Here is a 13,952-nt window from a genome sequence, read left to right on the forward strand (position 1 = left end):
AGTCCGTTGGGCTCGAATGCTACTGAGTGGCCATTAGGCTGTCCAGAAACGCGGCCAGTGTGGTCCCTCGACGGCGGACCTTAAACAGTCTGAAACAATAAATCCGCCCTGAAAACCTCGCCTGCTATTCGCCGCTATCGGGCTGACATGAACGCCAGTCACGGCTTCAAGCCTTGTACCGCGCCTGCGCGAAGCGGAGCAGCCACGCGTTTAAAAGGGCGATCAGACAGTCCACCCTTGGTATCATCGCGCACACTTTTATGACGGTTTGATGGCTGGAAGGTCTTTTTTGTGAGCGTTCTTTTTCGTTGGCTGCGGCAGCCGCATGCCCGCCTGTTTTCCCTGATTCTGCTGGTGCTGATCGTGCCGGTGTGCCTGCGCGCGGCATTGGGCTGGTCGTCGCCGCCGGGTTATTTGTCGGACCTGGCGATCGGCAGCCTGCTGGTGGTGTTGCTGCATCGCCGTGCGTGGTGGCTGGCGTTGCCGTTGCTGCTGTTCTGGGGGCTGCTGGCGGTGGCGACGGCGGAATTGGTCAGCGCCGTCGGCCGACTGCCGAACCCTGCCGACCTGCATTACCTGATTGACCCGCAGTTCGTGGAAAACTCCACTGGTGGCGGCCTCGCCCATCCTGCGCTGGGGATCGCCTTGCTATTGGCGCTGAGCCTGTGGCTGCTGACCCGTTTCGCCAATCGGAGCCAAACCGCGCCTGCCCTGCCCCGTGCGGTGTGGGCCGCGCCGGCGCTGCTGTTCGTCGCGCACTGGGGCGTGCAAAACCAGTGGCCGAGCGAGGAAGATCCATGGCGCCTGTACAACCTGCCGCATCAGTTGCTCGCCTCGCAAGTCGCCGATCTGCAGTTGCAGGCCGAGGAATGGCTGGACGGTGACGTCGAAGAGCCCGCACCACAGATGGCCGGGCTGACCGATCTGGACCTCAACGGGCACAAACTGCTGGCCGCACCGGGTCAAGCGCGCAACGTGCTGATCATCGCGCTGGAAGGCATTCCCGGCGCCTACATCCGCGCCAACCGCGAGGCCATCGGCAGCCATTATCAGGAAGACCTGATGCCCAACCTCAGCCGCTGGGCCGAGCGCGGCATGAACACCCCGGATTACGTGCTGCACACTCATCAAACCATTCGCGGCCTGTACGCCATGCTCTGTGGCGATTACGACAAACTCAACAACGGCACGCCCAAGGGCGTGGAAATGCTCACTCAGCACGAACGCAATCAGGCGTGCCTGCCGGCGCAACTGCGCCAGCACGGCTTCAGCACCCACTATCTGCAAGGCGCGGGTCTGCGCTTCATGGCCAAAGACAAGATCATGCCGCACATCGGTTTCGATGCGACCCATGGCCTGGAATGGTTCAGCAACGCCAACTACCTGGAGTTCCCGTGGGGCAAGGATGACAAGGCGTTCTTCGAAGGTGCGCTGGATTACGTCGGCCAACTGAAGAAGCAGAAGCAACCGTGGATGCTCACCCTGCTGACCGTCGGCACGCACCAGCCCTACTCCGCGCCGGAAGAATACCTGGAGCGCTACGACACACCGAAGCAGGCCGCCGTCGGTTATCTCGACGATGCACTGGAGCAGTTCCTCAGTGGTCTCGAACGTCAGGGCGTGCTGAAAGACACACTGGTGGTGATCACCTCGGACGAATCCCACGGCATCGATGGCGTGCGCCTGGCGTCGTCCTGGGGCTTCAACCTGACCCTGGCGCCGGAGCACGAGCAACTGCCGCGACTGAATGCCGGGGTGTACGGTCATGTCGATCTGAGCGCGTCGATCCTCGACTATTTCGACTTGCCGGTGCCGTCGGCGTTGAGCGGCCGTTCGCTGTTTCGCGACTACGATACCGGACGCGAAATCATGTCCTACACCAACGGCAAACTGCGCTACCACAACGGCCAGGGGATTTTCTCCGAGTGCGACATGCCGCGCCGTTGCCGCTACTACCAAAGCGCCGGTTTCATCGCCGACAGCGCCACTTTCAAGGGCAACGAAAGCAGCCAGCAGGCCCGGCAGATTGCGGCGCGCGCCATGGCGCTGGACCTGTCGTTGCTGCGCACGCCACTCAATCAGCGTTACCAGTTCGGCAGCAACAACGTCATCCCGCTGCAGGCGCAGATCAAGGATGACTGGGCCGACAACCTGATCGGCGCGCAATACCTGGAAATGCCCAAGGGCTCGCACACCCGCGTACGCCTGACCGTGCGCTCGGTGGATCCGCAGCAGGCGGCGTACATTCAGCTCAAGGCCAAGGAGTTCGAACAGGACGTGCAACTGGGCCTGCCGACGGAGATGGTCGCCACGGCGGATCAACCGCTGGAGATGGATTTCAGCTTCGACAACCCGAAACAGCGCAAGGCCTTCTCGTTCCATTTGCTGGGTTATGGGCTGGGCGCGGTCGAGGTCACGGATTTCAGTGTGATCACTGAGTTGCCGGGGCAGGAAGATCCGCTGGATGCGCTGCCGGATGATGACACTGCGCAATCGAGCTGATGCCCCCGTGTAGGAGCTGCCGCAGGCTGCGATCTTTTGATCTTGATCTTGAAAAAACAAAATCAAAAGATCGCAGCCTGCGGCAGCTCCTACAGGGGGAAGTGTTAACAGGTCAACTCATCAGAACGTTGTGCGCAACCCCACCTGAATGCTGCGCCCTTCGGCCGGCGCGATGTCGCGCAGGATTGAACTGGCGTAGCGCACGGTCTGGTTGGTCAGGTTCTCGGCGTTGACGAAGGCCAGCCATTTGCTCTGGCCGACATCAAAGTGATAACCCACATTGGCGCCCAGCGTGGTGTAGCCATCGGTGCTGCTTTCGTTGGCCGGCACCCGATGCTGCGAGCTGGCGTGTTCAATGTCGATCCGCGCCTGCCAGCGATCCAGTTCCCACAGCAGACCGCTGTTCAAGCGCAGCGGCGCGATGCGCGGCAGGTCTTCACCGGTGTCGAGGTTCTTGGCGCGGGTGTAGTCGCCTGACAGTTCCAGGGCAAATTTGCCATAGGCATTTTCGCCAAGCGTCCAGCGATCCTGCGCCTCTATGCCGCTGAAACGCGCGCGCACGCCCGAGTAGGTGTATTCGGGAATGCCACCGGCGTCCTCCTCGCCTTCGTCATTCAGTGTTCGGCCGGTGCCGAGCAAGCCGATGTAGTTGGAAAAGTGGCTGTAGAACACGCCGACACTGCCTTTGTGCGTACCGTTATCGAAACGCAGCGCGAGGTCGCTGGACACGGCTTTTTCTTTCGACAGCCCGGCGTCGCCGACTTCATAGGTGCCGGTCGCGACGTGCGCGCCGTTGGCGTACAACTCATAGAACGTCGGCGCGCGTTCGGTGTAGCCCAATGTGGCGGCGACCGACCAGATGGGCGTCAGCGTGTACACCGCGCCGGACGACAGGCTGCCGGCGGTGAAACGGCTGGAGCGATCAGCGTTGGCGAAGCGCTCGTTGCCTTTTGCGTCCGGGTCGACCGTGGTGTGCTCCAGTCGACCGCCGAGGGTGAACAGCAGCCTATCGGTGGCCTGCAGTTCTTCCAGAACGAACAGCGCGCCGGCGTTGGTATCGGTCTGCGGCACAAACGCCTCTTCGCCCAGCGCCGAGAATTCGTTGCGACTGACCTGAGCACCGATCACCCCGTTGAACGGCCCCAGCGGCTGATGCCGGGCCTCGACCCGTGCTTCGTAACCCTTGTTCTTGAACGTGGTGCCGACCTCACCGCCCTCGATTTCCCGATGCTCGTAATCGGTGTAACCGGCGTCGAGTTTGATCGAGCTGAACGGGCCGTCGAGGTTGCGGATTTCCGAGGCAAACGCGTAATGCTCCTGTTGCATGCGAATGCGCACATCGTCTTCGGCGGGTGAGCCGTAGTTCGAATCGTAATTGCTGTAGGACAGACCGGCGTAACCGTCATCCCAGGTGTAGGAACCGCCGACGGCACCGCCGTCCTGCCGACCGTCGCTGTTGGCCAGCCGATGCTTGCGCGAATCGCCATCGTCGTCGGCCCGTGCAGCGCCGGTCCTGGCGTAACCGGGAATCTTCAGATCGTTGAACTCACGGGCGCTGGCATCCAGATGCAAGGCGAACGCACCGTTACCGGCTTCCAGTTTCCCCGCGCTGCTGCGGGTGGTGTCGGCGCCGCCGTAGCGTAACTCGCCGGCGCCGTGGATGCCGTCGATGGCCTCGGTGGGAATGCGGTTATCGAAGGTGTTGACCACCCCGCCGATTGCGCTGCCGCCATACAACAGCGCCGCCGGGCCACGGACGATTTCGATACGCTCGACGTTGACCGGATCCAGCGGCACCGCGTGATCGTACGACAGCGACGAGGCATCGAGCGCGCCGACGCCGTTACGCAGGAGGCGAATACGATCACCGTCCTGGCCGCGAATGATCGGCCGACTCGCGCCCGGGCCGAAATACGACGAGGACACGCCGGGTTGCTTGTTCAGGGTCTCACCGAGGCTGCCCTTCTGCTGCAACGTAAGGTCGTCGCCACTGAGGACGGTCGAGGGCGATGCCAGGGTCTGGCTGCCCAGCGGATTAGCGGTGATGACTTGCGGTTGCAGCTCGAGCGTTTCGGCGGCGAATGCCGGCGAGGCAAGCAGCAGCGCGGCGGCCAGAGGAGTCAGGCGTCGTTGACGGGGCTGGGAACGGGCAGGCATTTCAGAACTTCCATGAGCAGAAAAGAAAGAATCGCTGCCGGCCTTTTGCTGATTACGCCGGCAGAAACAGCATGAAATCTTTTTTATGTTATACAATAACATTTCTTTCTGTCATCACGATTCTGCCAATCTGTTTTGCAGCAAGCGCTCAAGGACGCGGTTTGCGACTTCAATCTGCGGTGCAGGCGACCTGCACAACGGCATGAATCCCCTGAAAGACTGCGGCTATCAGCCCCCAATAGTCGGCCTATTAGCTGACTGCCCGACTCGGGTCTAGCCTTACTAGTCCGAAGTCGGCACGAGCCGGCCGTAGAAGACCTGATAAGGACCCGAACATGGCAAACGAATCGAAATGCCCGTTCAACCACGCCGCCGGTGGTGGTACGACGAACCGTGACTGGTGGCCGAATCAACTGAACCTGAAGATCCTCAGCCAGCACTCGCCCAAGTCCGATCCGCTGGGCAAGGACTTCGACTACGCCAAAGCCTTCAAAAGCCTGGACTTCCAGGCGCTCAAACAAGACCTGCGCGCACTGATGACCGATTCCCAGGACTGGTGGCCGGCCGACTTCGGCCACTACGGTCCACTGTTTGTGCGCATGGCCTGGCACAGCGCCGGCACCTATCGCACCGCCGATGGCCGTGGGGGCGCCGGGTCCGGGCAACAGCGTTTCGCCCCGCTCAACAGCTGGCCGGACAACGTCAGCCTCGACAAGGCGCGGCGCCTGCTGTGGCCGATCAAACAGAAATACGGACGAAACATTTCCTGGGCCGACCTGATCGTCCTCACCGGCAACGTCGCACTGGAATCGATGGGCTTCAAGACCTTCGGTTTCTCCGGCGGCCGCCCCGATGTGTGGGAGCCGGATGAAGACGTGTATTGGGGTTCGGAGCACGAATGGCTGGGCGGCGACAGCCGTTACGGCAAAGACAAGTCGGCCATGCAGGAACCCGGTGACGGCACACTGGTGGCCGAACCGGATCTGCATGGCAAAGAGGAAAGTCGCACCGATCAGGGCGAACGCAATCTGGAAAACCCGTTGGCCGCCGTGCAGATGGGCCTGATTTATGTGAACCCGGAAGGCCCTGAAGGCAATCCCGATCCGGTCGCATCGGGGCGCGATATCCGCGAAACCTTCGGCCGCATGGCCATGAACGATGAAGAAACCGTGGCCCTGATCGCGGGTGGTCACGCCTTCGGCAAAACCCACGGCGCCGGCCCTGCCGACAATGTCGGGCCTGAGCCGGAAGCGGCCGGGCTGGAGGAACAAGGCCTCGGCTGGCGCAACGCGTTCGGCACCGGCAAGGGCGCCGACACCATCACCAGCGGCCTCGAAGTGACCTGGACCACCACCCCGACCCAATGGAGCAACAATTACCTGGAAAACCTGTTCGGCTTCGAGTGGGAACTGTTCAAGAGCCCGGCCGGTGCGCACCAGTGGAAACCGAAAAACGGCGCCGGGGCTGGCACCGTGCCGCATGCACATGATCCGAGCAAGAAACTCTCGCCGACCATGCTTACTTCCGACCTGGCGCTGCGCTTCGACCCGATCTACGAACCGATCGCGCGACGCTTCCTGGCTAACCCGGATCAACTGGCGGACGCCTTCGCCCGCGCCTGGTACAAGCTGATCCATCGGGACATGGGCCCGCTGTCGCGCTACCTCGGCCCGGAACTGCCCAACGAGGAACTGTTGTGGCAAGACCCGATTCCTGACGCCACTCACCCGCTGATCGACAACAACGATGCCGCAGCGCTGAAAAGCAAAGTGCTGGCGTCCGGCCTCTCGGTGTCACAACTGGTGTCCACCGCGTGGGCTGCAGCATCGACGTTCCGCGGTTCCGACAAGCGTGGCGGCGCCAATGGCGGGCGTCTGCGTCTGGCGCCGCAGAAGTTCTGGCAGGCCAACCAGCCGGAGCAACTGGACAAAGTGCTGAAAACCCTCGAAGGCATTCAGAACGAGTTCAATAGCGGTTCATCCGGGAAGAAAGTTTCGCTGGCGGACCTGATCGTGCTGGCGGGTAATGCCGGGGTCGAGCAAGCGGCGAAAAACGCCGGGCACTCGGTGTCTGTGCCGTTCAACCCAGGGCGCACGGATGCGACTCAGGAACAAACCGACGTCGAGTCGTTTGGTTTCCTCGAGCCGATTGCCGATGGGTTCCGCAACTACAGCAAGGGCAAATACACCGTGTCGGCCGAAGCGCTGCTGATCGACAAGGCGCAACTGCTGACCCTCTCCGCGCCGGAAATGACCGTGCTGGTCGGTGGTCTGCGGGTATTGGGGGCCAACGTCGGACAAAGCCGGCATGGCGTGTTCACCACTCGCCCTGAAACGCTGACCAATGACTTCTTCACCCACCTGCTGGACATGGGTGTGGAGTGGAAACCGACGTCACCGGCAGCGGACGAGTTCGAAGGACGCGAACGTAAGACCGGCAGCGTGAAATGGACGGCGACGCGAGTCGATCTGGTGTTTGGTTCCAACGCGATTCTGCGGGCGCTGGCCGAGGTGTATGCGAGTGCTGATGCGAACGAACAGTTCGTGAAGGACTTCGTGGCGGCGTGGGCCAAGGTGATGGACCTGGATCGGTTTGACCTGAAATAACGCAATAAACTGTAAGAGCTGCGGCACGCTGCGATCTTTTGATTCTGATCTTGAAAAATCAAAGTCAAAAGATCACAGCGTGCCGCAGCTCCTACGGGGTTTGGTGTTTGCCTGAGAGATTGATCAGGCGAGTTTTACGCCAAACTCTTGCTCACCACTTCGTACACGTCACTCGACAACTGCCCCGATGCCAGAATCCGCTCCAGCTCGCCTTTCATCAACGCCTGACGGGCGCTGTCGTATTTGCGCCAGCGGGTCAGTGGCGCCAGTTGGCGTGAAGCGATCTGCGGATTGAAACCGTTCAGTTCGATCACCAGATCCGCGAGGAAGCGATAGCCCGAACCGTCGGCGGCGTGGAAGTTGATCAGGTTCTGCCCGGCAAACGCACCGACCAGTGCGCGGACCTTGTTCGGGTTCTTGATGTTGAACGCCTTGTGCTGCATCAAGGCTTTCACGCGCTCCAGACCACCGGGCAACGTGCTGCCGGCCTGCACGCTGAACCACTGATCCATGACCAGCGGGTTGTCCTTGAAGTGCTCGGCGAAGCTCGCCAGTGCCAGGGCCTTCTGCTCTTCGAACGGCGAGTTGACCAGTACGGCCAGCGCAGTCAGGCGCTCGGTCATGTTGTCGCTGTTTTCGAACTGCTCAAGGGTCGCGGCCAACACCTCCGGCTTGCCGCTGAGCATCAGGTACGACAGCGCAATGTTCTGCAGCGCACGACGAGCGAAGTGCTCGGCCTCGGCCACATACGGCGTTTGCCTGGAGAGGTCGCGGTTGGCCTGATAACGCAGCCACAGCGCTTCGAACAGGTTGTCCGCCAGTTGCTTGCGGGCAAATTCGCGAGCGTTGTGGATCGCCTCGACATCCGCCACTTCACTGATTTCGGTCAGGTAGGCTTCGCTTGGCAGCGAGAGCATTTCGGCCACCATGGCCTGATCCAGCGACTCGTCGGACAGCACGGTTTTCAGCGCCGAGATCAGACGCGGATCGAGCACCAGGCTCTCGCCCTTCTGCTGCTGGGCGATCAGTTCTTGCAGGACCTGCACCGACAGTTGCTGACCGGCATCCCAGCGGTTGAAACCATCGCTGTCGTGCTGCATCAGGAACATCAACTGGTCACGGTTGTACGGGAAGCTCAGCTTCACCGGCGTCGAGAAGCCACGCAGCAACGAGGGCAGCGGGTGTTCGGCGATGTCGACGAAGGTGAAGGTCTGCTCGGCTTCGGTCACCGAGATCACGCGGCTGGTACCTTGCGCCGACGCTTCACCGGCCAGACGCAGGGCAATCTCGTTGCCTTTGCTGTCGAGCAGACCGAGTTCGACCGGGATCACGAACGGCAGTTTTTCCACCTTGTCCGGGGTTTCCGGGCAGCTCTGGCGGAAGGTCAGGCTGTAGGTGTTCGCCGCCGCGTCGTAGGACTCGCTCACCGCCAGACGCGGTGTGCCGGCCTGGCTGTACCAGCGCTTGAACTGGGTCAGGTCGACACCGTTGGCGTCTTCCATGGCCTTGACGAAATCGTCGCAGGTCACGGCCTGGCCGTCGTGGCGTTCGAAGTACAGGTCACTGCCCTTGCGGAAGCCTTCAGCGCCGAGCAGGGTGTGGATCATGCCGACCACTTCCGAGCCCTTTTCGTACACGGTCAGGGTGTAGAAGTTGGAGATCTCGATGAAGCTGTCCGGACGCACCGCGTGGGCCATCGGGCCGGCATCTTCGGCGAACTGGTGGGTACGCAGGTACGCCACGTCCTGAATGCGCTTGACCGTGGCCGAGTTCATGTCCGAAGAGAAACCGGCGTCGCGGAATACCGTGAAGCCTTCCTTGAGCGATAGCTGGAACCAGTCGCGGCAGGTCACGCGGTTGCCCGACCAGTTGTGGAAGTATTCGTGGGCGACGATCGCCTCGACCCGCTGGTGCGCGGCATCGGTGGCGGTTTCGGCGCGGGCCAGCACGGCACTGGAGTTGAAGATGTTGAGGCCCTTGTTTTCCATCGCGCCCATGTTGAAGTCATTCACCGCGACGATCATGAAGATGTCCAGATCGTACTCGCGACCGTAGACCTCTTCGTCCCAGCGCATCGACTTCTTCAGGCTGTTCATCGCGTGCTGGCACTTGTCGATGTTTTCCGGCTCGACGTAGATGCGCAGCGCGACGTTGCGCTGGGTCATGGTGGTGAAGGTGTCTTCAACGCACCACAGATCACCGGCCACCAGCGCAAACAGGTACGCCGGCTTCATGAACGGGTCTTCCCAGGTCGCCCAGTGCCGGCCGTCTTCGCCCGGGCCGGAGGCAATCGGGTTGCCGTTGGACAGCAGCACCGGATAGCTGTGCTGCTCGGCGACCACCGTGGTGGTGAACTTGCTCATCACGTCCGGGCGGTCGAGGTAATAGGTGATCTTGCGGAAGCCTTCGGCCTCGCACTGGGTGCAGAACATCGTGCCGGACTTGTACAGGCCTTCCAGCGCGGTGTTGGTTTCCGGGTGGATTCTGACGCTGGTGTCGACCGTGAAGGAAGCGCTGGCCGGTTGCAGGGTCAGGGTGTTTTCCGTCAGTTGATAGTCGTCGGCGCCGAGTTCCTGATCGGCCAGGGTCACCGACAGCAGCTCCAGTTGCTGGCCATCAAGCACCAGCGGGGGCAGGCCCGCGCCGCGCTCGGGGTTGCGGCGCATCACCAGTTGCGCGTGGACCAGGCTGTGGTCCTCGAACAACTCGAAGGTCAGGTGCGTCTCGTCGATCAGGTACTCGGGCGCCTGATAGTCCTTCAGGTAAATCATCTTCGGTTGTTCGGTGCGCATGCTGGAATCCTTATTGATGCACGGCGAGCTGATAGGCCGTGTACTTACGAATGTTGATCACGCCGGTGTCGAAGATCAGGTACTGGCCCTTGATCCCCAGCAGCGTGCCTTCGGCAATCGGGTTCTTGTCCAGGTTGAAGCTGACGATTTTGGCCGGGTATTGCTCGACCGGATAGCGGATTTCGAGCGGTTCGACATCGGCAATCGTCTGAATCGCCTGTAGGCCGAATCGCTGTTGCAGCCCCTGCAAGCCTTCGGCACAGCTTTCAAACAACTGATCGCGGACCTGAGCCAGATCCACCGCTGCCGCGTCGCCCTTGAGCAGTGCGCGCCAGTTGGTCTTGTCTGCCACCTGACTGCGGAACAGGTCTTCGACGAAGCCCGACTGCTGACGCGTGGCGACGCGCATGATCGGCAGCGCCTGACTCGCGCCCTGATCCAGCCAGCGGGTTGGCAGTTGCGTGGCGCGGGTGATCCCGACCTTGATCCCCGACGAGTTGGCCAGATAGACCACATGATCGGTCATGCAGAACTGCTCGCCCCACGCTGGATCACGGCAGGTGCCGGCCTCGAAGTGGCAGCGTTCCGGGCTCATGATGCAGATGTCGCACTGCGCCAGTTTGGTCATGCACGGGTAGCAGTAACCCTGGCTGAAACTGGTTTTGGTCTTGCGCCCGCAATGGGTGCAATGAATTGCCCCCAGGTATTCCAGACGCACCGTGCTGCCGATCATGGGATTGACCGGCACCTCGACGTCATCCAGACGAAACGCGTATTGCACGTTCGGCCCGTCCAGGCGTGCCGACATTTTGCTGATTGCACCGCGGCCAATCTCGATCAATGGATAGCGTCCGACTTGAACAGGATGTTCGGCACTTCGATCGATTTCGACGCACATTCTTGCGGGCCCATGTAACCGGTGCGCTGGTCTTCAGGCAGGTTCTGGATTTCCCAGGCGATCATCGCCTGCAGCGACAGCTCACGCTGTTCGGCGGTGAGTTTGCCACCGTCAGACCACTTGCCGATTTCCACGGCCAGTTTCAGGCTCTCGTAGATGTCCGGGGTGATGTTCTTGATCATGTCGTTAAAAGAGGACATCTGGGTCTCCGTGCTCTTTATCTACAGAAAATTTAAGCGGCCAGTTTACGGCGGTTATACAAACCACCCAACAAACCGGTGAAGCAACCGATGAGTAACCCGCTGACATGGGCGGCGTTGGCGATCTGGCCGAAACCGATCATCGAGACCAGCCCGGACATGCAAATCACCAGCCACACCAGCATCATCACCAGCACGCCGCGCGGCAGGCGATACGCCGGGTTCGGTGCCAGCAACTGGAAGATCCAGCAATGGCCGAGCAAGCCGTAGAGCACGCCGGACAGACCGCCGAACAGGCTCGGGCCGCTCCAGGCAAACTGCGCGTAGTTCGACACCAGGCCAAACAACAGCGTCAGGCCGAGCAGATTGATGCTGCCCTGGCGCGACTCGATTCGCCGCCCAAGCTCCCAGTACCACATGCCGTTCATGGCCAGGTGGAGGATGCCGAAGTGCAGCAGCATCGGCGTAAACAGCCGCCACCACTGCCCCGCCGCCAGACTGTCGGCCAGCGGCGTGAACTGGATGTACTCGCCGACCACGCGGAAGTCGAGGAAGGTCAGCCAGCGCACCGTCTCAAGGTTATCGCCCAGATAGGTCAGGCCACCGACCAGCAGGCTCAGCAGCAGGATCAACCCGGTGGCCTTGGCGTGTTTGAGTTGTTCGGCGAAGCTCGGACGCTTGAAGGTCGGGGCCACCGGGATGTCCAGTTGCTGATCGGGATCGCCGGCCGGGAAACGCTCGTACAGCGAACGCACGTCCTCGCTGATTTCCGCCGGTGCCCACAGCACCTGTTCGCCCGCCTCTTCGCTGACCCGATGCGGCACCTGCATCCGTTGCAGCAGCTTGACGAAACCGCTCAGGTCCACCGCCAGTGGCAGACGCAATACCGCTACCGCACTCATTGCAGCACCTCCGGCCGCTCGACATCGACCCAGACAAATTTATGCGGATCGAGGCGGGTTTCCTGATCCAGACGATAGGCCACCAGTTTGCCGTAGAGCACCGCGCTGTAGTCGAGACACGCGAGGTTCGGGCGGATCGGCGCCGGTTTGCCGCTGCGCCAGTAGTGGCCGACGAACAGCAACGGCTCGTCGGCCCCATAGCGCAGCAGGTTGTTTTTTTCACTGGAGGTCAGCGGCTTCTGCGCCACCGGCTCCGGCAGTGCGTCCGGCTGGAAGACGATGTCGCCGTAGGTTTTCGGGTCGTCTTCCCAGAACTTGGTGCGGAAGAACGAACGCACCAGACCGTCGCCGCTGGTCATGGTCAGGCCATCCGGCAGGCGCATGTCGGTGCCGCGCAGCAGGCGGTCGAACACGGTGCTGGCGAAACTGCCGGGCACGGCCGAGGCCTGGAGAAAGTGTTCATCGATGCGCGCATCGGCAAACAGCCCGCGCAACGGTTCGATCAGGCTGGCATCCCAACAGGCGTGGACCACGCGGAATCGCCCGGCATCGACCACCAGCGGCAGTTCGTAGAACCAGTTGAGGAAGTCATGCCAGTCGCCGGGGTGGTCTTCGAACTGGGTCAGGGTTTCCTGCAGCAGGCGTGCATGGCGCGGCGTGTGCTCGCGGACGAACTGCTTGCCGCTGCCCGGAAGCGCCGGCGTGCTCCAGCCCAATGCATTGAATTCGTGGTTGCCCATGATGCACAGCGCCTGCCCGGCCTCGACCATGTCGTGGACGATGTGCAGCGCCTCGCGGATCCGCGGGCCACGGTCAATGATGTCGCCGACGAACACGGCCATGCGCGATGGATGCCGCCAGACCCCACCCTGCTTGTGATAACCGAGTCGGTCAAGCAAGTGTTCGAGGGTCAGGGCGCATCCGTGCACGTCACCAATCAAGTCATAACTGCGCGCGGGATCGAGCATCAGTCGCCTCCACCACCCAACTTGCTGCCCCAGCCGAGCTTGGTCCGGCAGACTTCGTAGTAGTTGTGGTCGAGCGGGTGAATCAGCCGCAGCTTCTGGGCTTTCTTGCTGACGGTGATGGTGTCGCCCGGCGCGCAGGTGAAGTGGTTCTGTCCGTCGCAGGAGACCTGCGGATAGATCTGCATGTTTTTCGACACGACGATTTTCAGCTCACTGTTGCCATCGACCACAATTGGCCGGCTCGACAACATATGGGGGTACATCGGCACAATCACAATGGCATCGAGCTTGGGATGCATGATCGGCCCGCCGGCGGACAGTGCGTACGCGGTTGAGCCGGTCGGGGTGGCGACGATCAGGCCGTCGGCCTTCTGGCTGCAGACGAACTGGCCGTCGATGTACAGCTCGAACTCGATCATCCGCGTCGATTTGCCCGGGTGCAGCACCACATCGTTCAGCGCATCACCCTGGCCGATGGCCTCGGCATGCCGGCGAACTTCGGCTTGCAGCAGGAAGCGGTTTTCCACCAGATAATGGCCGTCGAGCACCTTGGCCACTTCGACTTCCAGCTCATCGGGGCGAATATCGGTCAGAAAGCCGAGGCTGCCACGGTTGATCCCCAGCACCGGAATATTGTGTTTGGCCAGCGCCCGGGCGGCGCCGAGCAGGCTGCCGTCGCCGCCGACGACGATGACCATGTCGCAGACTTCGCCGAGCATCTTGCGCGACGACGTCTGCAGGCCGTGGCCCGGCAGGACTTCAGCGATGGTGTCTTCGAGAATCACGTGCAGGTGACGATCGAGCAGAAAGCGTTTCAGTCGGCGGACGGTATCCAGCACCTGGGAACTGCCCAGGCGACCGATGATGCCGATATTACGAAATTGCTCCATGGGACCTCTGCGGACAATCGAAAACGCGAAAAGCACG

The 13,952-nt window shown here is 61.6% G+C and carries 9 protein-coding genes; 2 read left to right on the top strand and 7 right to left on the bottom strand.

Annotated features, from left to right (window positions below):
- Positions 1–291 precede the first annotated feature (291 nt).
- Positions 292–2,502 carry an LTA synthase family protein gene (locus J5M57_RS24165; protein ID WP_207849297.1) on the top strand — a complete coding sequence of 737 codons (2,211 nt, stop codon included), beginning with the start codon at positions 292–294 and terminating at the stop codon, positions 2,500–2,502.
- A 120-nt stretch (positions 2,503–2,622) separates the two neighbouring features.
- Here J5M57_RS24165 and J5M57_RS24170 read toward each other — a convergent pair whose 3' ends face one another.
- Entirely contained in the window at positions 2,623–4,659 is a 2,037-nt protein-coding gene (locus J5M57_RS24170) for a TonB-dependent receptor (protein ID WP_207849296.1), read from the bottom strand.
- A gap of 335 nt (positions 4,660–4,994) precedes the next feature.
- Between J5M57_RS24170 and katG the strand changes: the two genes are divergently transcribed.
- Positions 4,995–7,265, top strand: coding sequence for a catalase/peroxidase HPI (gene katG / locus J5M57_RS24175; protein ID WP_207849295.1), 2,271 nt, complete (start codon positions 4,995–4,997; stop codon positions 7,263–7,265).
- A 134-nt stretch (positions 7,266–7,399) separates the two neighbouring features.
- Here katG and pepN read toward each other — a convergent pair whose 3' ends face one another.
- From pepN to J5M57_RS24205, 6 genes are read right to left on the bottom strand one after another with little or no spacing between them, the layout of a single operon-like run.
- Entirely contained in the window at positions 7,400–10,057 is a 2,658-nt protein-coding gene (gene pepN / locus J5M57_RS24180; RefSeq protein ID WP_207849294.1) for an aminopeptidase N, read from the bottom strand.
- Between the two features lie 10 nt (positions 10,058–10,067).
- Complete coding sequence (locus J5M57_RS24185) at positions 10,068–10,898, bottom strand: DUF2797 domain-containing protein (RefSeq protein WP_064587217.1); 831 nt, start codon at positions 10,896–10,898, stop codon at positions 10,068–10,070.
- On the bottom strand, positions 10,895–11,155 hold the full coding sequence (locus J5M57_RS24190; protein ID WP_003224178.1) for a DUF1315 family protein: 261 nt from the start codon (positions 11,153–11,155) through the stop codon (positions 10,895–10,897). Before J5M57_RS24190 ends, J5M57_RS24185 begins: the two co-directional genes overlap by 4 nt.
- A gap of 32 nt (positions 11,156–11,187) precedes the next feature.
- Positions 11,188–12,057 (bottom strand): rhomboid family intramembrane serine protease, encoded by an 870-nt coding sequence (locus J5M57_RS24195; protein ID WP_169840490.1) that lies wholly within the window; start codon positions 12,055–12,057, stop codon positions 11,188–11,190.
- Complete coding sequence (locus J5M57_RS24200; RefSeq protein ID WP_169840491.1) at positions 12,054–13,025, bottom strand: metallophosphoesterase; 972 nt, start codon at positions 13,023–13,025, stop codon at positions 12,054–12,056. Before J5M57_RS24200 ends, J5M57_RS24195 begins: the two co-directional genes overlap by 4 nt.
- Complete coding sequence (locus J5M57_RS24205; protein WP_003224174.1) at positions 13,025–13,915, bottom strand: NAD(+) kinase; 891 nt, start codon at positions 13,913–13,915, stop codon at positions 13,025–13,027. The genes J5M57_RS24200 and J5M57_RS24205 overlap by 1 nt, the downstream gene beginning before the upstream one ends.
- Between the last annotated feature and the right edge of the window lie 37 nt (positions 13,916–13,952).

Source organism: Pseudomonas sp. 86_A (genome assembly GCF_017491705.1).
Taxonomy (GTDB): Bacteria; Pseudomonadota; Gammaproteobacteria; order Pseudomonadales; family Pseudomonadaceae; genus Aquipseudomonas; species Aquipseudomonas koreensis.

Bases quoted from the DNA above. Each gene is read 5' to 3' on its own strand.
- katG (WP_207849295.1), top strand. From the start codon at position 4,995: ATGGCAAACGAATCGAAATGCCCGTTCAACCACGCCGCCGGTGGTGGT.
- J5M57_RS24195 (WP_169840490.1), bottom strand. From the start codon at position 12,057: ATGAGTGCGGTAGCGGTATTGCGTCTGCCACTGGCGGTGGACCTGAGC.
- J5M57_RS24170 (WP_207849296.1), bottom strand. From the start codon at position 4,659: ATGCCTGCCCGTTCCCAGCCCCGTCAACGACGCCTGACTCCTCTGGCC.
- J5M57_RS24200 (WP_169840491.1), bottom strand. From the start codon at position 13,025: ATGCTCGATCCCGCGCGCAGTTATGACTTGATTGGTGACGTGCACGGA.
- pepN (WP_207849294.1), bottom strand. From the start codon at position 10,057: ATGCGCACCGAACAACCGAAGATGATTTACCTGAAGGACTATCAGGCG.
- J5M57_RS24205 (WP_003224174.1), bottom strand. From the start codon at position 13,915: ATGGAGCAATTTCGTAATATCGGCATCATCGGTCGCCTGGGCAGTTCC.
- J5M57_RS24190 (WP_003224178.1), bottom strand. From the start codon at position 11,155: ATGTCCTCTTTTAACGACATGATCAAGAACATCACCCCGGACATCTAC.